This is a genomic window from Streptomyces sp. NPDC021356, from assembly GCF_040641015.1.
GTDB lineage: Bacteria > Actinomycetota > Actinomycetes > Streptomycetales > Streptomycetaceae > Streptomyces.
The window spans coordinates 46,071-67,445 of sequence record NZ_JBFACU010000009.1; the positions used below are offsets into that span (position 1 = coordinate 46,071).

The 21,375-nt window shown below is 73.6% G+C and carries 18 protein-coding genes; 11 read left to right on the top strand and 7 right to left on the bottom strand.

Going from position 1 to position 21,375, the window contains the following annotated elements; genetic code table 11:
* Window positions 1–12 precede the first annotated feature (12 nt).
* Window positions 13–894, bottom strand: coding sequence for an alpha/beta hydrolase (locus AB0G56_RS14005; RefSeq protein WP_360968521.1), 882 nt, complete (start codon window positions 892–894; stop codon window positions 13–15).
* A 130-nt stretch (window positions 895–1,024) separates the two neighbouring features.
* On the opposite strand from AB0G56_RS14005, the gene AB0G56_RS14010 reads away from it, so the two are divergent.
* Window positions 1,025–2,779, top strand: coding sequence for an NAD+ synthase (locus AB0G56_RS14010; RefSeq protein WP_360968524.1), 1,755 nt, complete (start codon window positions 1,025–1,027; stop codon window positions 2,777–2,779).
* Window positions 2,780–2,928: 149 nt separating this feature from the next.
* Here the strand turns inward: AB0G56_RS14010 and panB are convergent, their stop codons facing one another.
* Window positions 2,929–3,807: a 3-methyl-2-oxobutanoate hydroxymethyltransferase gene (panB, locus tag AB0G56_RS14015; RefSeq protein WP_360968527.1), complete on the bottom strand. Its 879-nt coding sequence runs from the start codon at window positions 3,805–3,807 to the stop codon at window positions 2,929–2,931.
* Between the two features lie 263 nt (window positions 3,808–4,070).
* Between panB and AB0G56_RS14020 the strand changes: the two genes are divergently transcribed.
* The 6 genes from AB0G56_RS14020 (at window position 4,071) to AB0G56_RS14045 (ending at window position 11,592) form a co-directional block, all read left to right on the top strand.
* Window positions 4,071–5,669 carry an MFS transporter gene (locus tag AB0G56_RS14020; RefSeq protein WP_360968530.1) on the top strand — a complete coding sequence of 533 codons (1,599 nt, stop codon included), beginning with the start codon at window positions 4,071–4,073 and terminating at the stop codon, window positions 5,667–5,669.
* 210 nt (window positions 5,670–5,879) lie between these two features.
* Window positions 5,880–6,572 (top strand): TetR/AcrR family transcriptional regulator, encoded by a 693-nt coding sequence (locus tag AB0G56_RS14025; RefSeq protein ID WP_360968532.1) that lies wholly within the window; start codon window positions 5,880–5,882, stop codon window positions 6,570–6,572.
* A gap of 292 nt (window positions 6,573–6,864) precedes the next feature.
* Complete coding sequence (locus AB0G56_RS14030) at window positions 6,865–7,923, top strand: endonuclease/exonuclease/phosphatase family protein (RefSeq protein WP_360968534.1); 1,059 nt, start codon at window positions 6,865–6,867, stop codon at window positions 7,921–7,923.
* Between the two features lie 90 nt (window positions 7,924–8,013).
* Window positions 8,014–9,234, top strand: coding sequence for an MFS transporter (locus AB0G56_RS14035; RefSeq protein WP_360968536.1), 1,221 nt, complete (start codon window positions 8,014–8,016; stop codon window positions 9,232–9,234).
* A 517-nt stretch (window positions 9,235–9,751) separates the two neighbouring features.
* The gene (locus AB0G56_RS14040) at window positions 9,752–10,777 is read left to right on the top strand and encodes an ATP-binding cassette domain-containing protein (RefSeq protein WP_360968539.1); all 1,026 of its coding nucleotides are present in this window, start codon (window positions 9,752–9,754) and stop codon (window positions 10,775–10,777) included.
* Window positions 10,774–11,592, top strand: coding sequence for an ABC transporter permease (locus tag AB0G56_RS14045; protein ID WP_360968542.1), 819 nt, complete (start codon window positions 10,774–10,776; stop codon window positions 11,590–11,592). Before AB0G56_RS14040 ends, AB0G56_RS14045 begins: the two co-directional genes overlap by 4 nt.
* 11 nt (window positions 11,593–11,603) lie before the next feature.
* Here AB0G56_RS14045 and AB0G56_RS14050 read toward each other — a convergent pair whose 3' ends face one another.
* Window positions 11,604–14,927 carry a BTAD domain-containing putative transcriptional regulator gene (locus tag AB0G56_RS14050; RefSeq protein WP_360968545.1) on the bottom strand — a complete coding sequence of 1,108 codons (3,324 nt, stop codon included), beginning with the start codon at window positions 14,925–14,927 and terminating at the stop codon, window positions 11,604–11,606.
* Window positions 14,928–15,292: 365 nt separating this feature from the next.
* On the opposite strand from AB0G56_RS14050, the gene AB0G56_RS14055 reads away from it, so the two are divergent.
* The gene (locus tag AB0G56_RS14055; RefSeq protein WP_360968547.1) at window positions 15,293–16,093 is read left to right on the top strand and encodes a site-2 protease family protein; all 801 of its coding nucleotides are present in this window, start codon (window positions 15,293–15,295) and stop codon (window positions 16,091–16,093) included.
* Here AB0G56_RS14055 and AB0G56_RS14060 read toward each other — a convergent pair.
* Window positions 16,083–16,271 carry a hypothetical protein gene (locus AB0G56_RS14060; protein ID WP_360968550.1) on the bottom strand — a complete coding sequence of 63 codons (189 nt, stop codon included), beginning with the start codon at window positions 16,269–16,271 and terminating at the stop codon, window positions 16,083–16,085. The two genes, AB0G56_RS14055 and AB0G56_RS14060, sit on opposite strands and share 11 nt — an antisense overlap.
* A 114-nt stretch (window positions 16,272–16,385) precedes the next feature.
* Window positions 16,386–17,108 (bottom strand): NADPH-dependent F420 reductase, encoded by a 723-nt coding sequence (gene npdG, locus AB0G56_RS14065; RefSeq protein ID WP_360968552.1) that lies wholly within the window; start codon window positions 17,106–17,108, stop codon window positions 16,386–16,388.
* A 141-nt stretch (window positions 17,109–17,249) separates the two neighbouring features.
* On the opposite strand from npdG, the gene AB0G56_RS14070 reads away from it, so the two are divergent.
* Both AB0G56_RS14070 and AB0G56_RS14075 read left to right on the top strand, forming a co-directional pair.
* Window positions 17,250–17,849: a hypothetical protein gene (locus tag AB0G56_RS14070; protein WP_360968555.1), complete on the top strand. Its 600-nt coding sequence runs from the start codon at window positions 17,250–17,252 to the stop codon at window positions 17,847–17,849.
* Window positions 17,850–18,078: 229 nt separating this feature from the next.
* Window positions 18,079–19,353, top strand: coding sequence for an MFS transporter (locus AB0G56_RS14075; RefSeq protein ID WP_360969086.1), 1,275 nt, complete (start codon window positions 18,079–18,081; stop codon window positions 19,351–19,353).
* Window positions 19,354–19,459: 106 nt separating this feature from the next.
* On the opposite strand, the gene AB0G56_RS14080 is transcribed toward AB0G56_RS14075, so the two are convergent.
* Entirely contained in the window at window positions 19,460–19,711 is a 252-nt protein-coding gene (locus tag AB0G56_RS14080) for a hypothetical protein (protein WP_360968557.1), read from the bottom strand.
* A 58-nt stretch (window positions 19,712–19,769) separates the two neighbouring features.
* On the opposite strand from AB0G56_RS14080, the gene map reads away from it, so the two are divergent.
* Window positions 19,770–20,627: a type I methionyl aminopeptidase gene (gene map, locus AB0G56_RS14085; RefSeq protein WP_360968560.1), complete on the top strand. Its 858-nt coding sequence runs from the start codon at window positions 19,770–19,772 to the stop codon at window positions 20,625–20,627.
* Window positions 20,628–20,715: 88 nt separating this feature from the next.
* On the opposite strand, the gene AB0G56_RS14090 is transcribed toward map, so the two are convergent.
* Entirely contained in the window at window positions 20,716–21,360 is a 645-nt protein-coding gene (locus AB0G56_RS14090; RefSeq protein ID WP_360968563.1) for a PhzF family phenazine biosynthesis protein, read from the bottom strand.
* Window positions 21,361–21,375: the final 15 nt, after the last annotated feature.

A 21,375-nucleotide genomic window follows, 5' to 3' on the forward strand; every position in this document is an offset into this window, starting at 1 on the left:
GCGGTGCGGGGCTCAGCGGCCCGGTGCGCGGGCTTCCTTCGGCGGCGCGGGGTGGGCCGGGGGGTGCAGGACCGCCTCGGCTACGGCCTCGGGGACGTCGAGCATGAGGAGGTGGCCGGCCGGGGCCGTGCGGAAGGCGGCGTCCAGGAGGGTGGCGAGCCGCTGCTGGCGGGTGCGCCACTGCGCGCGCCGGGGTGCGGGACGGCGCGGGTCGTCGGCGGCGAGCACGGTGACGGGCAGACCGGGCGGCAGGGGGCGCCCGCGGCGCAGGGCGGCGAGGTCGACGGCCTGGTCGCTGTAGGAGGCGTTCTCCGCGAGGGCCGCGTACAGCCAGCGGCTCGTGGAGTAGGCGCGGCGGACGAGGTCGTACGGCGCCGGTTCGCCGCCCCCGGTCCGGCCCGCCCGGACGGCCGCCCGGCGCAGCGCGGGCCCTGCCACGCGCGGGAGCCCGGTCACGCTCGCCAGCGTCGCGCCCGCGCGCGTGGCGGCGTCGCGGACGGCGCGCGCCCGGCGGGGCCGGGGGGCCTCCTCCACGCTGGCGTCCACCAGGACGAGACCGGCCGTGCGCGCGGGACACAGCCGGGCGAACGCCTCCGCGTGGAAGGCGGCCATCGAGTGCCCGACGACCGTGGCGGGCCCGGTCAGGCCGAGCGTGTCGAGGACTGCCGCGATGCGCCGGGCCTCCCCCGCGAGCGTCGGCCACGCGCGCGTGGACGCGCTGAGCCCGAGGCCCGGCCGGTCGAAGCGGACGACCGTGCGGTGCGGGGCCAGCAGCGCGACGACGGGGTCCCAGTCGAACCAGCACATGCCGAGCCCGGGGCTGAGCACGCACAGCGGTCCGCTGCCGTCGACCACGACGTGGTGGACGACGCCGTCGATGCCGACGAAGGTCATGGCCGCCTCCCCTGGGGGTCCGTGCACATCATCGCGCCTCGCGCGCGCCGGTGCGGGCGTGGGGCGGGCGTGGGGCGGCCCACACCCCGCACCACCCCATCGCGTCGCTCTGACGATTACACTGGTGCGCGTGCCTCAACTACGTCTCGCCCTGAACCAGATCGACTCGCGCGTCGGCGACCTCGCCGCGAACGCCGAGGCGGTCCTCCGCTGGACCCGGCACTCCGCCGAGCAGGGAGCGCATCTCGTCGCGTTCCCGGAGATGGTGCTGACCGGGTATCCCGTCGAGGACCTGGCCCTTCGGTCGTCCTTCGTGGAAGCCTCCCGCGCCGCGCTGCGCGGCCTCGCCGGCCGGCTCGCCGAGGAGGGCTTCGGCGAGCTGCCGGTCGTCGTCGGCTACCTCGACCGCTGCGAGACCTCCCAGCCGAAGTACGGCATGCCGGCCGGCGCCCCGCAGAACGCGGCGGCGGTGCTGCACCGCGGCGAGGTGGTGCTGAACTTCGCCAAGCACCACCTGCCGAACTACGGCGTCTTCGACGAGTTCCGCTACTTCGTGCCCGGCGACACCATGCCGGTCCTGCGGGTGCACGGCATCGACGTGGCGCTCGCCATCTGCGAGGACCTGTGGCAGGACGGCGGGCGCGTCCCGGCCGCGCGCACCGCGCGCGCGGGGCTGCTGCTCTCCGTCAACGCCTCCCCCTATGAGCGGGAGAAGGACGACACCCGCCTGGAGCTGGTCCGCAAACGGGCCCAGGAGGCCGGCTGCACCACGGCCTACCTGGCCATGACGGGCGGCCAGGACGAGCTGGTGTTCGACGGCGACTCGATCGTCGTCGGCGCGGACGGCGAGGTGATCGCGCGGGCGCCGCAGTTCAGCGAGGGCTGCTTCGTCCTGGACCTGGACCTGCCCGCCGCGGCGGCCGACGCGCCGGCGGGCGTGGTGGACGACGGGCTGCGCGTCGACCGCGTCGTCCTGTCCGAGGAGCCGCTGCCCGCCTACGAGCCCAAGTTCACGGGCTCCTTCGCCGAGCACCTGGGCGACGACGAGGAGGTCTACTCGGCGCTGGTCGCGGGCCTGCGCGCGTACGTCCGGAAGAACGGCTTCCGCTCCGTCCTCGTCGGCCTGTCCGGCGGCATCGACTCCGCCCTCGTCGCGGCCATCGCCTGCGACGCGATCGGCGCGGAGAACGTGTACGGCATCTCCATGCCGTCGAAGTACTCCTCCGAGCACTCCAAGGACGACGCGGCCGAGCTGGCCCGGCGCACCGGTCTGCACCTCCGCACGGTGCCGATCGAGCCCATGTTCGACGCGTACATGGGCTCGCTCGGGCTGACCGGCCTGGCGGAGGAGAACCTGCAGTCCCGGCTGCGCGGCACCCTGCTGATGGCGGTCTCCAACCAGGAGGGCCACATCGTCCTCGCCCCAGGCAACAAGTCGGAGCTGGCGGTGGGCTACTCGACGCTGTACGGCGACTCGGTGGGCGCGTACGGCCCGATCAAGGACGTGTACAAGACGTCGGTCTTCCGGCTGGCCGAGTGGCGCAACCGGGCCGCGGCCGAGCGGGGCCAGACCCCGCCGATCCCGGAGAACTCCATCAGCAAGCCGCCGAGCGCGGAGCTGCGCCCGGGCCAGGTGGACACGGACTCGCTGCCGGACTACCCGGTCCTCGACGCGATCCTGGAGCTGTACGTCGACCGGGACCGGGGCGCCGACGAGATCGTCGCGGCGGGCTACGACCGCGAGCTGGTCGTCAAGACGCTGCGGATGGTCGACCGGGCCGAGTACAAGCGGCGCCAGTACCCGCCGGGCACCAAGATCTCCGCGAAGGGCTTCGGCAAGGACCGCAGGCTGCCGATCACCAACGGCTGGCGCGAGCAGGCGTAGGGCACGGACGACAGGGCCCGGCCGCCGCCCACGGCAGGAGCCCCGGCCGACGGGGGAAGATCGGCCGGGGCTCCTCGGTGTCACCGCAGTGGTCCAGGTGGTGACCGCGGGGCCGGTGCGACCCCGGGGTCACGTGTGACCGCGATGGCCTAGTGGACGGAGTGCTCCTCCAGCGGGAACGTTCCGCCGACGACGTCCTGGGCGAAGGCCCGGGCCGCGTCGCCCATGACCGTGCGCAGGTCGGCGTACTTTTTCACGAACTTCGGCACCCGCCCGCCGGTCAGCCCGAGCATGTCGGTCCAGACCAGGACCTGCGCGTCCGTCTCGGGCCCGGCGCCGATGCCGACGGTCGGGATGTGCAGCACCCGTGTCACCTCGGCCGCCAGCTCGGCGGGGACCAGTTCCAGCACGACGGCGAACGCGCCCGCGTCCTGCACGGCCTTGGCGTCGCGCAGCAGTTGCTGGGCGGCCTCCTCGCCGCGGCCCTGGACGCGGTAGCCCATGGCGTTGACGGACTGCGGGGTCAGGCCGATGTGGGCCATGACCGGGATGCCCGACTCCACCAGGAGGCGGATCTGCTCGTGCGAGCGCTCGCCGCCCTCCAGCTTCACGGCGCCGACGCCCGCCTCCTTCACCAGGCGGGTGGCCGAGCGCAGCGCCTGCACCGGGCCCTCCTGGTAGGAGCCGAAGGGCAGGTCGCCGACGATCAGGGCGCGCCGGGTGCCGCGCACGACCGCGGCCGACAGCATGGTCATCTCGTCGAGGGTGACGGGCACGGTCGTCTCGTACCCGAGGTGGCAGTTGCCCGCCGAGTCCCCGACCAGCATCACCGGGATGCCGGACTCGTCGAAGACGGACGCGGTCATCGCGTCGTAGGCGGTGAGCATGGGCCACTTCTCGCCGCGTTCCTTGGCGAGGGTGATGTCGCGGACGGTGATGCGGCGGGTGCCCTTGCCTCCGTACAGCGTCTTGCCACTGCCGTCGGAGGGGCTGTTCTGCGCAGGCTGGGCAGCCGGAAGCTGCGTCATTGCAACGGCTCCTTCAGTCATCTCGAGGCGCCCTGACGGCGTCCCCGGACTCCCCTCCATGGTGGCACCTCCGCCCGCGGTGGACCAGAGCACCCCCCTGTGCCTCAAGTCTCGGTCCGTTCCCGGTCCGTTCGCACGACGGGTTCCGGCGGGGACGGCCGCGCCGGGTTCCGGGGAACGGCAAGGACACCGGTCGTAAGATCTGAGTAAAAGATTTCCGATACGAGACGGTCTCGTATCGGAAATGCCCTAGGCTCGACGGCATGACTACTCCTGCCGACAGCGCCACCGCCGGCTCCCGGATACCGGAAGCGGTGCACCGCCGCCGTTGGGCGATCCTCGGCGTGCTGATGCTGAGCCTGCTGATAGTGGTGCTCGACAACTCGATCCTCAACGTCGCCATGAAGACGATCGCGACGCCGGCCCCGACCGGGCTCGGCGCGACCCAGAGCGAGCTGGAGTGGGCGATCAACGCCTACACGCTCGTCTTCGCCGGTCTGCTGTTCACCGCGGGCCTCGTCGGCGACCGGGTGGGCCGCAAGAAGGTCCTGCTCGGCGGCCTCGTCGTCTTCGGCATCGGCTCCGCCCTGGCCGCCGAGTCCGGCTCCCCGGGTCAGCTGATCGCCTACCGCGCGCTGATGGCCCTGGGCGCCGCGTTCGTCATGCCGGCCACCCTGGCCGTCCTCATGAACGTCTTCGAACGCGAGGAGCAGCCCAAGGCCATCGGCATCTGGGCCGGCGGCGTGGGCCTCGCCATCGCCATCGGCCCGATCACCGGCGGCCTGCTCCTGGACCACTTCTGGTGGGGCTCGGTCTTCCTCGTCAACGTGCCGATCGTGATCGCCGCGGTGGTACTGATGGTGTGGCTGGTGCCCGACTCCCGCGACCCGCGCCCCGGGCGGCTCGACCCGATCGGCGTCGTCCTGTCCGTGGTCGGCCTGGTCCTGCTCGTCTACGGCATCATCAAGGGCGGCGAGCTGGCCGACTTCACCAACGGGACCGTCCTCGCCACCATCGTCGCCGGTGTCGTCGTCCTCGCGGCGTTCATCGTGTACGAGAAGCGCAGCGACCACCCGTCGCTGGACGTGACCTACTTCAAGAACAAGGTCTTCTCGGCCGCCATGGCCGCCATCGCGCTGGTCTTCTTCGCGCTGATGGGCGTGACCTTCTTCTCCGTCTTCTACACGCAGAGCGTGCGCGGCTACTCCCCGCTGGAGTCCGGCCTGCTCATGATCCCGCTGGCCGCCGCCCAGATGATCTTCGCGCCGCGGGCCCGGCTGGTCGTCGACCGCTTCGGTTACAAGGCCACCACCACGGCCGGTCTGGTCGTGCTGGCCGGCATGCTGGCCGCGTTCGCCGGGTTCGAGGCGGACACGCCGATCTGGGTCCTGGAGGTCGTCTTCTTCCTCATGGGCACCGGCATGGCGCACATCATGACCCCGACCAGCGTGGTCATCATGCAGGCGCTGCCGCGCGAGAAGGCCGGCTCGGCCTCCGCGCTGAGCAACACCTTCCGCCAGGTCGGCGGCGCGCTCGGTATCGCGGTGCTCGGCTCGGTGCTCTCCACCGCGTACCGCAACTCCATCGAGGGCAAGCTCGGGATGCTCCCGGCCGGCCTGCGGGACACGGCCGGCGAGTCCATCGAGGCCACGCTCGGCATCGCCGGGAAGCTCGGCGCGCGCGGGCAGGCCCTGGTCGGCCCGGCCAACGACGCCTTCCTGCACGCCATGCACGTCACCGCGCTGTGCGGCACCGTGGTCGCGCTGATCGGCGCGGTCGTGGTGGCCGTGTTCCTGCCGGGCCGGACGCCGAAGCAGGCAGCGGGCCAGGAGGAACCGGAACTGGTCGCGGCGGCCGACTAGTACGGGAGCGGTGGACACCGGCCGGCCCGGGAGCGGGGACGCCGACGAGCACGGCAGCGGTGGACGCCGGGCCGGCACGGGAGCGGTGGACAGGGGGACACGGGGGCAACGGGGCGGGAGCAGTCGACGGGGGCGACCGGCCGGCGGTGGGCGGGACCACCGCCCGGCCACCGGGGGACAATGACCCGGTACGACGAAAGGACGTCTCAGGTGAGCCTCGCCGACAGCCAGACCGCTCCGGAGTTCCCCGTACGGGGGCGGCCCCGCAGCGAGGCGGTGGAACGCGCCATCGTCGAGGGCGTGATGAAGCTGCTGGAGGAGGGCGTACCGCTCGCCGAACTCTCCATCGAGCGCATCGCCCGCACGGCCGGTGTCGGCAAGGCCACGATCTACCGCCGCTGGAGCGGCAAGGACGAGCTGTTCGTCGACGTCGTGCGCGCCGCCGAACCACCCGAGGCCGACCTGCCCGGCACGTCCATGCGCGACGACCTCGTCGTCCTCCTGGAGCAACTGCGCCGGCGCGGACTGGTCAGCCGCTCCTCGGCGATCCTGCACAACGTCTACGCCCAGATGAAGAGCAGCCCGAAGATCTGGTGCGCCTACCACGCCACGGTCGTCGAACCCCGGCGCAGGCTCCAGGTCGAAGTCCTGCGCCGCGGCCAGCTCAACGGAGAACTGCGCGCCGACGTCGACGTCGAACTGCTCAACGACCTCCTCGTCGGCCCCATGCTGGTGCGCAGCGTCATGCGGCCCGACGCGGACCTGCCCGAGGGGCTGGCGGAGCAGATCGTGGACACGGCGCTCGAAGGGCTGCGCCCCGACGTACGCCCCACCGCACCACCCGCCCCACGGCCCGTCAGTCCCCCGCTGGACCCGTCAGGGACCACCCCTTCGGCCCCCTAGGACCCGTCGGCTCCCAGATCTGTCCGCCTTTGGCCGCTTCGGACACCGGCGGCCCGGCGGACGCGGAGAAACGGGCCACGCCGGTCACTCCGTCCCAAGCCGGCCGCTCCCTCGTAATGTGCTCGTTTCGTCACAGAACACGCCTGGGGCACCGCAACCGGAACTCCCCCCGCCGGCTCGTTCGTCCTCGTGCCCGTACGGCCGTCGTGGACGGCGGGAACGGAACCGATCATCCCCTAGGGTCGTAGCCCACGGGGCGAACGGTGTGCACAGCAGGCAGTGAGGCGACGGTATGGCGCAGCAGGCGTACTTGACGGAGACGGACGACGACGGCTCGGGGCCCGAGCGTCCGGAGAACCGGTTTCGTCGCCTGGTGGACCGGCTTTTCGGCGGCTGGCGCGGCGACCGGCGGATCTGGCGCCGGGGCGTCGTCCCGGCCGTGCTGGCGGCGCTGCTGGCGCTGGTGATGCTGCTGCACTCGCACATCCCCAACCGCGTCGGCAACCTCGGCAGTCTCACCGAGACCTTCCTGCCCTGGCTGGGGCTGTTCGTCCCGGTGCTGCTCGTCGTGGCGCTGGCGCGGAAGTCGGCGACCGCACTGCTGGCGCTGGTGCTGCCCGTCGCCGTCTGGCTGAACCTGTTCGGCGGTCTGCTCATCGACAGGACCGGTGGCGGCGGTGACCTGACGGTGGCCACGCACAACGTCAACGCCGACAACCCCGACCCGACCGGCACCGCCCGCGAGGTGGCCGCCTCCGGCGCGGACGTGCTCGCGCTGGAGGAGCTGAAGGCGTCCGCGGTGCCGGTGTACGAGAGGGCGCTGGCGTCGACGTACAAGTACCACGCCGTGGAAGGCACGGTCGGTGTGTGGAGCAAGTACCCGCTCAGCGCGGTCCGGCCGGTGAACATCCGGCTCGGCTGGACGCGGGCCATGCGCGCCACGGTGGCGACGCCCGAGGGCGCGATCGCGGTGTACGTCGCCCACATGCCCTCCGTCCGGGTGAAGATGAACGCCGGGTTCACCGCCCAGCAGCGTGACCAGAGCGCGAGCGCGCTCGGCGCGGCGATCGCCCACGAGCGGCTGCCGCGGGTGGTGCTGCTCGGCGATCTCAACGGCACGATGAACGACCGCTCGCTGGGCTCCGTCACCTCCCAGATGCGCTCCACGCAGGGCGCGGCGGGCAGCGGGTTCGGGTTCAGCTGGCCGGCCTCGTTCCCGATGGCCCGGATCGACCAGATCATGGTCAGGGGTGTGGAACCGGTAAGCTCCTGGACGCTGCCGCGCACGGGCAGCGACCATCTGCCGATCGCGGCGCGTGTGAAGGTCACCACATCGGCAACCGGCTCGTAACCTGCCGGAATACCAGGCCCGAGAGACTTTGTTCCGCAGCTGAACATATAACGCGCACGCTGTACGGAACCCCACCCCGAAAGGTCTCTCATGCCCCTGGCCCTGCTCGCCCTCGCCGTGGGCGCCTTCGGCATCGGCACGACCGAGTTCGTGATGATGGGCCTGCTGCCCGACGTCGCGGACGACCTGCACATCTCGATCCCCACCGCCGGGCACCTGGTGTCCGCGTACGCGCTGGGCGTGGTCATCGGCGCACCGCTGCTGGCCGCGCTCACCGCGCGGATGTCCCGCCGGAACGTCCTGATCGGCCTGATGGCCCTGTTCGTCGTGGGCAACGCGCTCTCCGCGCTCGCCCCCGGCCACGGCTGGCTGCTGGCCGCCCGGTTCCTGAGCGGTCTGCCGCACGGCGCCTTCTTCGGCGTCGGCGCGGTGGTCGCGACGGGCATGGTGCCGCCCGAGCGCAAGGCCCGCTCGGTGTCACTGATGTTCCTCGGCCTCACCGTCGCCAACGTCGCCGGGGTCCCGGTCGCCACGCTCATGGGCCAGCACCTGGGCTGGCGGGCGACCTTCCTCGGCGTGAGCGCGATCGGCGTGGCGGCCATCGCCGCCCTCGCCCTGCTCATCCCCCGCGACCACGCCCACGCCGCCCCGGCCACCGGCCTGCGCGGCGAACTGGCGGCCCTGCGCTCCCTGCCCGTCTGGCTGGCCCTGCTGACGACCGTCGCCGGTTTCGGCGCGCTGTTCGCGGCCTACAGCTACATCACCCCGATGCTCACCGGCGCCGCCGGTTACGCCGAGGCCAGCGTGACCCTGCTGCTGGCGCTGTTCGGGGTGGGCGCGACGGCCGGCAACCTGCTGGGCGGCCGGCTGGCGGACCACTCGCTGCGGGGCACCCTGTTCGGCGGTCTGGCCTCGCTGGCGGTCGTCCTGTTCCTCTTCCCGCTGCTGATGCGGGCCGAATGGAGCGCGGCCCTGGCGGTGACCCTGCTGGGCATGGCCGCCTTCGTCACCGGCTCCCCGCTCCAGCTCATGGTCATGGAGAAGGCGTCCGCGGCCCCGTCCCTGGCCTCCTCCGCCAACCAGGCCGCCTTCAACCTGGCCAACGCGGGCGGCGCCTGGATCGGCGGCCTCGCCCTGGCCGCCGGGTTCGGAGCGACCTCCCCGGCCGTGGCCGGCGGTGCCCTGGCCGTGCTGGGGCTGGTCGTGGCCGCCGCCTCCTACACGGTCGACCGCCGCCGCCCGGAACCCGCGCACACCGCCCGGGTCGTCACCGGCCACGTCCCGGAACCGACGGAGGCCATGCACCGGTGAGGGCACCGGAACGGGCCATCGGCCCGGACACGGCCCCGTGCCCGGCCGGCCGCCGTGCCCCCGGCAACCCTCGTCCCCCGACAGCCGTCCCCCGGTAGCCGACACTCCCGGCGACCGCCCCCCGACGCCCGGCCGCGGCACACGCGGCCGGGCGTCGGCGCGTCGGCGGCGGGGCGGTGCGTCGGTGGCAGGCAGTGCGTCTCGGCGGCAGGGCGGTGCGTCGGCGGCAGGGGCACCGCTGAGGGCGCCGGGCCACCGGCCCGGGCACGGCCCGCGGCGGGCCGGGGCACCGCACCACCGAAAGACCTCGGGGCACCGGCCGGGCGCGTGTCACCCCGGCCGACCACCGGCAGCCGGGCCTCCCGGCCGCGGCCCGCCCGTACGAGCGTCGGAGCGTCCTCGTCCCCGGGGCCCGGGGTCCGTGGCGGGTCGTCGCATCGGCGCGATGTCGGGGGCCGGGCGCGGGCGTCGGTGGGCTGTCGGCGGTTTGTCGGTGGCGGCTGGGATCGTCTTCGGCATGACGCGAATCGACAAGAACCCCGGCGGCGCCGGCGACGCCGTCACGGTGCGGGGGCTGGTCAAGCACTACGGCGAGACCAAGGCGCTGGACGGCGTGGACCTGGACGTGCGCGAGGGCACCGTGATGGGCGTGCTCGGGCCGAACGGGGCCGGCAAGACGACCCTGGTCCGCATCCTGTCCACCCTGCTCACCCCCGACTCCGGCCGGGCCACCGTGGCCGGCTACGACGTCGTACGGCAGCCCCGGCAGCTGCGCCGGGTGATCGGGCTCACCGGGCAGTACGCCTCCGTCGACGAGAAGCTGCCCGGCTGGGAGAACCTGTACATGATCGGGCGGCTGCTCGACCTGTCCCGCAAGGACGCCCGCACCCGCGCCGACGAGCTGCTGGAGCGGTTCTCGCTCACCGAGGCGGCCCGGCGCCCGGCGAGCACGTACTCCGGCGGCATGCGGCGCCGCCTCGACCTCGCCGCCTCCATGATCGGGCGCCCCGCCGTCCTCTACCTGGACGAGCCGACCACCGGCCTCGACCCGCGCACCCGCAACGAGGTGTGGGACGAGGTCAAGGAGATGGTCGGCGAAGGGGTCACCGTCCTGCTGACCACCCAGTACATGGAGGAGGCCGAGCAGCTGGCCTCCGAGCTGACCGTGGTCGACCGCGGCAAGGTCATCGCGAACGGCGGCATCGAGGAACTCAAGGCGAAGGTCGGCGGGCGCACCCTGCGCGTGAAGCCGGCCGATCCCCGGGAACTGACCCCGCTCGCCGGGATGCTCGACGAGCTGGGCATCACCGGGCTGGCGACCACCACCGTCGACCCCGACAGCGCCTCCCTGCTCGTGCCCGTCCTCAGCGACGAGCAGCTGACCGCCGTCGTCGGCGCCGTCACCGCGCGCGGTATCACCATCAGCTCCATCACCACCGAACTTCCCAGTCTGGACGAGGTCTTCCTGTCCCTCACCGGCCACCGCGCCAGTGCCCCGCAGGACGCCCGCCCCAGCGACGACCGCGAGGAGGTCGCCGTATGAGCACCGCCACCGCCACCGCCCCGGCCACTGCCGACGTCCGCATCCCGCTGCGCGGGCACCTGCGGCACACCGGCGCGCTGATCCGCCGCAACCTGCTGTGGATCCGCCAGGACCCCGAGTCCATGTTCGACGCGCTGCTGATGCCGATCGTCTTCACGCTGCTGTTCGTGTACGTCTTCGGCGGCTCGATCGGGCAGGCGCTGGGCGGCGGCCAGAAGCAGTACGTCCAGTACGTCATCCCGGGCATGCTGGCGATGAACAGCATGACGCTGTCCCAGGGCGTCGGCACGGGCTTCAGCCAGGACTTCAACAGCGGTGTCATGGACCGCTTCCGGTCCCTGCCGATCGGCCGCGGCTCGGTGCTGTTCGCGAAGATCGCGGTGGAACTGTTCCGGATGATCTTCGCCACGGTCGTGCTGATGATCGTCGCCGTGCTGGTGGGCTTCCACATCGGCAACTGGCCCGGCCTGTTCGCGACCGTGGGCCTGTCCGCGCTGTTCGCCTCGTCGATCATGTGGGTGTTCCTCACCCTCGGCGTCATGCTGAAGAACGCGCAGTCCGTGCAGGCGATGGGCTTCCTGGTGCTCTTCCCGCTCCAGTTCGGCTCGTCGATCTTCGCGCCGACCCAGTCGATGCCGGGCTGGCTCCAGCACTTCACCGACTACAACCCGCTCTCCACACTCGCCGACGCGGCCCGCGGCATGATGCTGGGCGGCCCGGTCGCGCACGACCTGTGGGTGACCGTGGCCTGGTCCGTCGGGATCACCGCCGTCGCGGCCCCGCTCGCCATCCACAAGTTCCGCACCAAGACCTGAGGCCCGCGGCCTCAGATCAGGGCGGTGGCCTCCTGTGGGGACAGGCCACCGCCCTCGGCGTACGCCGACTCGAACTCCGCTTCGTCGAGGGTGTCCCGGATCCGCTCCACGACCAGGTCACGGACGTGGCGCTCCAGGGCGGAGACGAAGTGGCCGGGCGGCAGCAGGGCGTCGGCGACGGCCAGGCACCGCGCCGCGTCCCGGGCGCGCGCCCCGCCGTCCAGTCCGGCCAGGGCCACCGCCCCGGTGGTCAGGTACGCGGACCGCATGTGCGGCGCGATGGCCAGCGACAGCGGATCGTCGGCCCGCGCCAGCGCCTTGCGCGCCTTGGCCAGCGACTCCTGCACACGACCGTCGACGGCGTCGAGCCAGGCCTCCACACCGAGGATGAAGGCGTCGAAGACGACGAAGCGCGAGATGCCGAACTCCTCGCGCAGCGACCGCAGTTGGTCCCGCGCCTCGGGGACGCGGCCGGTCATGCCGAACCAGCCGGCCAGGCACAGCCGGGCGGCGGGCATCGCCTCGTTCGCGGCGCCCTGCCCCCCGTCGATCACCTCGCGCAGGAGCCGCTCGCCCCGCTCGCTCTCGCCCGCCTCGATCAGGCAACCGCCCAACCGGGCCTCCAGCACCGCCACCTGTGCCCGGGCACCGAGCCGTTCGGCGTGCTCCACGGCCGCCTCGTAGTCGGCGGCTGCCTTGTGGTGGTGTCCGACGCGTTCGTGGGCCTCGCCGCGCGCGGCGAGCGCCTCGGCGGTGCCCCAGACGTCCCCGAGGCGCCGGAAGATCTCCAGCGCCTCGTCCGCGTCGCGGGCCGCGCCGGCCGCTCCCTCGGCGCGGTTGGCCAGCAGGTTGGCCCGCATCTGGAGGGCGCCGCCCAGCTCCCACTCGAAACCCGGGGTGGAGCGGCAGGTCTCCACGGACGCGTCGAGGACCGCGCGCAGCCGCGTCACGTCGCCGCTCAGTATCACGGCGAAGAACCACAGCATGCCGGGGTAGCGGCAGCTCTGCGGGAGACCTGGTTCGTAGACCTCGGTGATGATCCGCAGCTTGCGTTTGGCCTCGGGGGTCTCCCACGCGTCCAGTTCGGTGTCCATGCAGGCGAGGTGGAGGAGGTGGAGGCCGCGGCGGGCTTCGGCGAGGACCTCGTCCGTCATCGGTGGCGGAGCGTCCGTGCAGCGCTGCCACACCGGGGCGGCGCGGCGCACCGGCTCGGTGAAGGGGTCGGGGGTGAAGGCCATCACGTCGGTGCACCAGTTGCGGGCCTCGATGCGCACGTCACGCATGTGCCAGTACACGGCCAGGGAGTGGATCAGGCACAGCGCCTCCTGCTCGTCGCGTTCGGCGACGGCGAGCCGCAGGGCGGTGCGCAGGTTCTCGTACTCCAGCTCGTAGCGGGCGATGGCGGCCTGCTGGCGGGGGCCGCGCAGCAACGGGTCGGTGGTGCGGGCCAGTTCGCGGTAGTGGACGAGGTGGGCGCGCTCGGCGGGGCCGCGTCCGCCGCTCTGCGCCAGCCGCTCTGCGGCGTACTCCGCGACGGTCTCAAGCAGCCGGTAGCGCATCTGGCCCTCGGCGGCGGGCGCGGCCACCACGAGGGACTTGTCGACGAGGGAGCCGAGGGCGTCGAAGGCGGCGGGCCCGCACACGGCCTCGGCGGCGGCGAGGTCGCAGCCGCCGGCGAAGACGGACAGGCGGCTCAGTACGTCCCGTTCGCCCGCATCGAGCAGGTCCCAGGACCAGTCGACGACGGCACGCAGGGTCTGCTGGCGGGGCAGGACGGTGCGGCTGCCGGAGGTGAGCAGGCGGAAGCGGTCGTCGAGCCGGTCGGCGATCTGGCGGGGGGAGAGCATCCGCAGCCGGGCCGCGGCCAGCTCGATGGCCAGGGGCAGGCCGTCCAGGCGGCGGCAGATCTCGGCGCAGGCGGCGGCGGTGTCCTCGTCGGTGTCGACGCGGAACCCGGGCCGTACGGCCGCGCCCCGCTCGGCGAACAGGCGCAGCGCCACCGGGTCGGGCAGCGGTTCGACCGGCCGCAGCAGTTCGCCGGGTACGCCGAGGGGTTCGCGGCTGGTGGCGAGGACGGTGAGGCCGGGGCAGCGGGCGAGGAGTTCCTGGACGAGGTGGGCGGCGGCGTCGACGACGTGTTCGCAGTTGTCCAGGAGCAGGAGCATGCGGCGCCGGGAGCAGTGTTCGACGAGCCGTTCGACCGGGCCGTCGTGCCGGTCGGCGACGGCGGCGCGTATCTCCTCGGCGCCCGCGCCGTAGAGCACGGTCTCGCGGGCTCCCACGGCGGTCAGTACGGCCTCGGGGACGGCGTCCGGGCCGTCGACCGGAGCCAGTTCGGCCAGCCACACCCCGTCGCGGGGCGCCGGCCGCAGGGCCTCGGCGACCTCCTGCGACAGCCGTGTCTTGCCGGCCCCGCCGGGCCCGAGCAGCGTGACCAGCCGTGCCTCGCCGAGGTCGGCGCGCAGCGCCTCGATGTCGGCCTCGCGGCCCACGAAGGAGGTGAGCCGGGCGCGCAGGTTGCTGGGGGGTGCGGCCGGGGCCGGGTGCCCGGCGGGCGCGGCGGCGCGGGCCGGGATGTCGTACCGCCGACCGCTCGCGCCACCGTCCCCCGGGTCCAGCAGCCACTCGTGCAGCGCGCGCAGCTCCGGGCCGGGGTCGGAGCCGAGGCGGTCGGCCAGCAGCCGCCGTACGTCCTCGTAGGCGGCCAGCGCCTGGGCGGTGCGGCCCGCCCCGTGCAGGGCGCGCAGCCGCAGGGCCTGGAGGGATTCGTCCAGGGGGTGGGTGTCGCACAGGGCCGTCAGCTCGGGCAGGGCGTGCTCGGCCTCGCCGAGGGCGAGGGCAGCGGCGAGGCGGGCCCGGCGCACGTCCATCCGGCGGGTCTCCCACCGGGCCGCCTCGGCGGTGCGGTCGGGCAGGTCGGCGAGGGCGGGGCCGTGCCACAGGGCGAGGGCGTCGTCGAGGGCGGCGGCGGCCTTGGCGGGGTCGCCGTCGGCCAGCGCGGCCCGGCCCTCGCCGGCCAGCCGTTCGAAACGGTGCAGGTCGATGTCGTCGGCCGTCGCGGTGAGCCGGTAGCCGCCGTCGGCGGAAGCCACCGCGTCCGTGCCGATCGCCCGGCGCAACCGCCCGACCAGCGCCTGCAGCGCGCCCGTGGCGTCGGCGGGCGGGTCGTCCTCCCACACCTCGTCGACCAGGACGGACACCGGGACCGTCCGTCCGGGCCGCAGGGCGAGCACGGCCAGCAGGGCACGCAGCCGCGCCCCGCCGACCGGGACGGCGGTGCCGTCGGGGCGGAATGCCTGGGTGGTGCCGAGGATGCGGTAGCGCACGGGGTCCATTGTCCCTGGGGACGCGGGGGCACCGCCCGGGGTTTCCCCGGTACCGGGAGCGCCCGTCTCAGATCCGTACGAACTGGGAAGAATCGAGCGCCAGCATCTGGTCGGCGACGGGAATCCGGACCTCGTCCCCGAAGACACCCGACTCCTCGTGCCGGTACTCGCCGCCGGCGGGGCGGGTCAGCAGGTCCAGCGGGCCGCGAGCACGTCGACGACGCCGGCCGTCTCCTCGGTCGACTCGATGACAGCGTGACGACAGCCGGGAACCGGACCCCGTCCGCAGGACGTTCCCTTCGCACCACCGGTACGGTCGACCCACCCGCCGATCGTGGCGGCACCGGCCCACCACCTCCAGGAGTGCCCTGCCCATGACCACCGCCACCGCCCGTCGCGGCGACCGCCGGATCAGTCCCGTCTTCCTGGGGATCCTGGCCGTCACCGCCGTCACCGGGTGGGCCACCTGGACCGGGTTCGCCGAGCGGCCGGGGGTCGCGGTGTTCCTGTTCGTGACGGCGGCCTGGATCGTCTCCCTGTGCCTGCACGAGTACGCGCACGCCCGCACCGCGCTGCACAGCGGTGACATCACGGTCGGCGCGAAGGGCTACCTGACGCTCAACCCGCTGAAGTACACGCACGCCCTGCTGAGCATCGTGCTGCCGGTGGTCTTCCTGATCCTGGGCGGGATCGGTCTGCCCGGCGGCGCGGTCTTCATCGAGCGGGGCCGGATCCCCGGCCGCTGGCGGCACAGTCTGGTCTCGGCGGCGGGACCCCTGACGAACGTGCTGTTCGCGGTGGTGTGCACGGCGCCGTTCTGGCTGCACGCGCTGGACGGCGTGCCCTCCGCGTTCCGCTACGCGCTCGCCTTCCTCGCGCTGCTCCAGGTGACGGCCGCGATCCTGAACCTCCTGCCGGTGCCGGGCCTGGACGGCTACGGCGTGATCGAGCCGTGGCTGTCGTACGGGGTGAAGCGGCAGGTGGAACCCTTCGCGCCGTTCGGTCTGCTGTTCGTCTTCGCGCTGCTGTGGGTGCCGGCGGTCAACAGCGCGTTCTTCGACGTGATCGACGCGCTCCTGCGCCATCTCGGCGTCGGGGGCCTGGAACAGGACTGCGGCCGGATCCTGTACCAGTTCTGGCAGGGCCCGGACGAGTTCTGCGCAGTCAGCCGGTGACGGACCCGCTCCTGCTCGCCGCCCGGCCCCGGCGCGCGTAGTACCAGGTCATGTTGGACGACACGCCCGCGAGCAGGATCCACACGACCCCCAGCCAGCTGCCCTGCACGAAGGAGACGACGGCCGCGGCCACGGCGAGCACGCAGACGATCAGGGCGTAGAGGGCGAGGCGGGGCATGACGGTGGGCTCCTGTCGGGAACACGGGACACTGCGGGAAGGCGGGGGCACTGCTCGGGACTGCTTCGCCGACCAGTGTCCCCCATGCGCCTCCCGGACCGGTGCCGGGGCGGCTCAGACGTCCGTGAGCCGCAGCCCGGCGTGCGCCTTGTAGCGGCGGTTGACCGAGATCAGGTTGGCGACGAGCGACTCGACCTGGTGGGCGCCTCGCAGCCGCCCGGCGAAGATGCCGCGCATCCCCGGGATGCGGCCGGCCAGCGCCTGGACGGTCTCCACGTCGGCGCGCTCCTCGCCGAGGACCATCACGTCGGTGTCGATGCGCTCGGTCTCCGGGTCCTGAAGAAGCACGGCCGACAGGTGGTGGAAGGCGGCGGTCACCCGCGAGTCGGGGAGCAGTGCGGCGGCCTGTTCGGCGGCGCTGCCCTCCTCGGGCGTGAGCGCGTAGGCGCCCTTCTTGTCGAAGCCGAGCGGGTTGACGCAGTCCACGACGAGCTTGCCGGCCAGTTCGCCGCGCAGCGCCTGGAGGGTCTTGCCGTGGCCCTCCCAGGGCACCGCGACGATCACGACGTCGCTGCGCCGTGCGGTCTCGGCGTTGTCGGCGCCCTCGACGCCGTGGCCGATCTCCTCGGCCGCGGCCCGCGCCCGCTCGGCGGCCCGGGAGCCGATGATCACCTTCTGGCCGGCCCGGGCGAACCGGTAGGCGAGGCCCTTGCCCTGCGGGCCGGTCCCGCCGAGCACGCCGACGACCAGCCCGGAGACGTCGGGGAGGTCCCAGGGGTCCTTGGCGGGGGCCTTCTGCGCCCTGTCTGCACTGTCGGTGGGGGTCGTAGAGGTCATGGGCCGACTCTACGTCCGCGGGGCGTCCCCCACCCGCCCGGGTGAGCCGCGTCACGGGCGTGCTGCCGGGGTTCCCCGGTGCGGGCGAATTGGGGCCGAACTGCACATCGGGCGGCGCCGTTTGGGGCACCATGCGCTCGTATGGACGCCGTACGGGTCGCGTTGCTGCGCGAAGTGCTCGCCGGGACCGAGTGGCTGGACGCCACCCGGCGGTTCGCGGGGGCGCTGCGCGGGTCCGTGGTGTCGCACGGGGGCGGGCTGCTCCTGGTGGGCACCCCTGACCACGAGCCGTGGCACCTGGCGGCCCACCTGGTGGACGAGGCCGCCTGGTCGGGCACGCCCGAACTGGCCCCGACCCTGGTACGGCACGGCGCGTGCCGCTCGGACCCGGCGCACCTCGCCGTCGGGCTCGGCCGGCTGGAGGCGGCCCGGCGCGGCGAGACCCTGCTCGTCGTGGCCCCCGAGGAGCCGGTGCCGCTGCTGGCCCGGGTGCACGAGGCCCGGCGGGCCGGGGCGACGGTGCTGGCCCTGGGCGCGGGCACCGGCGAACTGGCGGCGATGGCCCACGAGTCCCTGGCGGTGCCGGCCGGCGCCGAACTGGACCTGGACACCGTCCAGCACCTGGTCAGCGCGGCAGCCGGCGAGAACGCCCGGCCCGGCCCACGCGGCCGCGGCCGCTGGCGGGACCGCCTGTCGAAACTGGCGGAAACCCTCACGGCCCCGCCGCCCGCACGCTGGTAGCGCGGGAGCGGACGGCGGCGCGGTGGGCGGGGGCCGACGGGGTCCTGGCTGGGCCGGGGAGAGGCGTGGCCCCTGCGGAAAACCGGTTGCCCCCCGCCCGGTGCCCGCCCGAGCATGACCCGACGTGACCGACCACGTCCCCGCGCCTTCCTCGGCCCCCTCGGCCCCCTCGGCCTCCTCGGCCCCCTCCCCCGCCGCGCCCGTCGCGGAGGCCTCCGGGCCGCGGGCGCTGTTGCCCGATCTCGCTCCGTGGCGGGCCTCGCGGGACTTCCGCAGGTTGTGGGTGTCGGGGCTGGTCTCCAACTTCGGGACCTTTCTCACCTTCGTCGCGCTGCCCGTGCAGATGAAGGAGCTGACCGGCTCCGCGGCGGCGGTCGGGGCGGTCGGGGCCGTGGAGCTGGTGCCCCTGATCGTGTTCGGGCTGTACGGCGGGGCGCTCGCCGACGCGCTGGACAAGCGGCGGCTGATCCTGTGGACCGAGGCCGGTCTGGGCGTGCTCAGCGCCGGACTGCTGGCCGACGCGCTGCTGCCGCACCCGGCGGTGTGGCCGCTGTACGCGGTCGCCGCCCTGTCGTCCGCGCTGACCGCCGTGCAGCGGCCCGCACTCGACGCGCTCTGGCCGCGGATCGTCGCCCACGACCACCTGCCCGCCGCGACCGCGCTGAACTCGCTGCGCTGGACGGTGGGGGGTGTGGCGGGACCGGCGGTGGCGGGCGTGATCGTGGCGTACGCGGGCCTCGCCCCGGCCTACGCGGCGGACCTGGCGACCTTCGCCGTCTCCCTCGTCCTCGTGGTCCGCATCGCCGCCCAGCCCGCCGCCCACGAGGCCGCGAAACCGTCGCTGCGTGCGATCGCCGAGGGCGCCCGGTACGCGTGGGGCCGCAAGGAACTGCTCGGGACGTACGCGGTGGACCTGGCCGCGATGTTCCTGGCGATGCCGCTGGCGGTGCTGCCGTTCCTCGCGGACGAACTGCACGCCCGCTGGTCGCTGGGGATGATGTACGCGGCCGTACCGCTGGGGTCGCTGCTGGTGAGCGTGACCAGCGGCTGGACCTCGCGGGTGCACCGGCACGGCCGGATGGTGGTGCTGGCGGCGCTGCTGTGGGGACTGGCCGTGGCCGCCGCCGGGGTCGCCGGCGACGTGTGGCTGGTGCTGCTGTGCCTCACCGTGGCGGGCGGGTGCGACATGGTGAGCGGGATCTTCCGCGGCGCCATGTGGAACCAGACCATCCCGGACGCGCTGCGCGGCCGGCTGGCCGGCATCGAACTGCTGTCGTACTCGGTGGGGCCGCAGCTGGGGCAGGTCCGTTCCGGTTCTGTCGCCGCCTGGTGGGGTGTACGGGCGTCCGTGTGGTCGGGCGGGGTGCTGTGCGCGGGCGCGGTGGGACTGCTGGCGCTGTGCCTGCCGGGACTGATGGCGTACGACGCCCGGACGAACGAGCACGCGGTACGGCTGCGCGCGGCCCGCACGACCCGCACGACCACAGCACAGTCACCCGCCTGATCGGCCGCGGCCGCCCACGGCCCCGTTCAGCCCGGCGCCGTCCGTTCGGCCAGGGGTCGCGCCGCCGCGCGGGTCGTTCGGTCAGGTGCTCGCGCCGGGCGGCCGGTCAGTCCTGGGGGCCCGGCCGGTCCTCTTCCTGCTGTCCGCCGGACGTCGCGTCGTGCCAGCGGGGGTCGGTCTCCCACTGGAGGTTGCGTTCCCGGGCGGTGTCCATCGCGTGCTGGGCCTCCTGCCGGGAGGCGTACGGGCCGAACCGGTCCTTGGCCGGGCACTCGGGGCCCTCCTCGACCTTCTGGTGCTCCAGGCAGTAGAACCACTCCCCCGGCTTGCCCGCGGTGCGCTTCTTGAACAGGGCCATGACCAGCTCCTCTCGCCACCGACATGTTCCCCCATCGGCGCTCGATAGACTCACCGGCATGTCTGGCCAGTCGCTGCTCGTCCCCGGGGAGCTGTCCCCCGCCCGTTCCGTGCCCGGAAACATCCGCCGCCCCGAGTACGTCGGCAAGCCCGCGCCGAAGCCGTACACCGGGCCGGAGGTGCAGACCCCACAGACCGTCGAGGCGATGCGCGTCGCCGGGCGGATCGCCGCGCAGGCGATGGAGGAGGCGGCCAGGCACATCGCGCCGGGCGTGACCACGGACGAGCTGGACCGGGTGGCCCACGCCTACATGTGCGACCACGGCGCCTACCCGTCCACGCTCGGCTACCGCGGCTTCCCCAAGTCGCTGTGCACCTCCGTCAACGAGGTGATCTGCCACGGCATCCCCGACTCGACGGTGCTGCGCGACGGCGACATCGTCAACCTGGACGTGACGGCGTACATCGGCGGTGTGCACGGCGACAACAACGCCACGTACCTCGTCGGCGACGTCGACGAGGAGAGCCGCCTGCTCGTGGAGCGCACCCGCGAGGCGTTGAACCGCGCGATCAAGGCGGTCCGGCCGGGCCGGCAGCTCAACGTCGTGGGCCGGGTCATCGAGTCGTACGCCAAGCGCTTCGGCTACGGCGTGGTCCGCGACTTCACCGGGCACGGCATCAACACGTCCTTCCACTCCGGGCTGATCGTGCCGCACTACGACAGCCCGCACGCCACCACCGTCATGCGGCCCGGCATGACCTTCACCATCGAGCCGATGCTGACCCTCGGCACCATCGAGTACGACGTCTGGGACGACGGCTGGACCGTCGTCACCAAGGACCGCATGCGCACCGCCCAGTTCGAGCACACCCTGGTGGTCACGGAGACGGGCGCGGACATCCTGACGCTGCCGTAGGGCCGTCGCTGCCGTAGGCCGTCGCTGCCGTAGCGCCTGGACAGGCTGTCGAAGAGCCCGACGCGCGGGTCGCCGGGCCGCCCCGCCGTCAGCGTTCCAGGACCACGCGCCCGCCGACCTCCACCCACCCCTGTGGCTGAGGTGCCGTCAGGATCTGGGAACCCGCTCCCTGGGTGATGTTCAGGGCGCGGCCGAGCCGGGCCGTCAGCAGCAGGGCCGCCGCGCCGGTCGCCTCGTCCTCGTCGATGCCGTCGTCGCGGCCGGGGAAGGCGCGGGCTCGGACCCGGCCGGCGGGTTCGTCCTCCCAGGACCATGCGTAGATCCACTCCCCGGGCGGCGGGACGGGGAGGTCGTCGACCTCGGCCGGAGTGGCGTACTGGCGCAGGGTGCGGGGCGGGGCCCACTCGGGGCGCGCCTCGATCCAGGTGAACTCGCCGTCCAGGCGGGTGCCGACCCGGCCGGCCGTGGTGACCAGTTCCGGTACGTCCAGGAGCCAGGCGGTGCCGACGCAGGGGTGGCCCGCGAAGGGCAGGCGCAGGGTGGGGGTGTAGATGTCGAGGACGCCGCGCTCGGGGTCGTCGACGAACACCGTCTCGCTGAAGCCGAGTTCGGCGGCGAGCGCCTGGCGGTCGGCGCGGCCGGGGAGCAGGGTGCCCTCGCGGACCACGCCCAGTTCGTTGCCGTAGCCGCCGCGGGGTCCGCAGAAGACGCGGAGCACGTCGTAGTCAGTCACCGGGGAATTGAAGCA

Coding starts and splice junctions, on each gene's coding strand:
- AB0G56_RS14080 (WP_360968557.1), bottom strand. CDS start 19,711: ATGGCCCTGTTCAAGAAGCGCACCGCGGGCAAGCCGGGGGAGTGGTTC.
- AB0G56_RS14020 (WP_360968530.1), top strand. CDS start 4,071: ATGACTACTCCTGCCGACAGCGCCACCGCCGGCTCCCGGATACCGGAA.
- AB0G56_RS14035 (WP_360968536.1), top strand. CDS start 8,014: ATGCCCCTGGCCCTGCTCGCCCTCGCCGTGGGCGCCTTCGGCATCGGC.
- npdG (WP_360968552.1), bottom strand. CDS start 17,108: ATGACCTCTACGACCCCCACCGACAGTGCAGACAGGGCGCAGAAGGCC.
- AB0G56_RS14005 (WP_360968521.1), bottom strand. CDS start 894: ATGACCTTCGTCGGCATCGACGGCGTCGTCCACCACGTCGTGGTCGAC.
- AB0G56_RS14030 (WP_360968534.1), top strand. CDS start 6,865: ATGGCGCAGCAGGCGTACTTGACGGAGACGGACGACGACGGCTCGGGG.
- AB0G56_RS14040 (WP_360968539.1), top strand. CDS start 9,752: ATGACGCGAATCGACAAGAACCCCGGCGGCGCCGGCGACGCCGTCACG.
- AB0G56_RS14050 (WP_360968545.1), bottom strand. CDS start 14,927: ATGGACCCCGTGCGCTACCGCATCCTCGGCACCACCCAGGCATTCCGC.
- map (WP_360968560.1), top strand. CDS start 19,770: ATGTCTGGCCAGTCGCTGCTCGTCCCCGGGGAGCTGTCCCCCGCCCGT.
- AB0G56_RS14055 (WP_360968547.1), top strand. CDS start 15,293: ATGACCACCGCCACCGCCCGTCGCGGCGACCGCCGGATCAGTCCCGTC.
- AB0G56_RS14060 (WP_360968550.1), bottom strand. CDS start 16,271: ATGCCCCGCCTCGCCCTCTACGCCCTGATCGTCTGCGTGCTCGCCGTG.
- AB0G56_RS14070 (WP_360968555.1), top strand. CDS start 17,250: ATGGACGCCGTACGGGTCGCGTTGCTGCGCGAAGTGCTCGCCGGGACC.
- panB (WP_360968527.1), bottom strand. CDS start 3,807: ATGACGCAGCTTCCGGCTGCCCAGCCTGCGCAGAACAGCCCCTCCGAC.
- AB0G56_RS14045 (WP_360968542.1), top strand. CDS start 10,774: ATGAGCACCGCCACCGCCACCGCCCCGGCCACTGCCGACGTCCGCATC.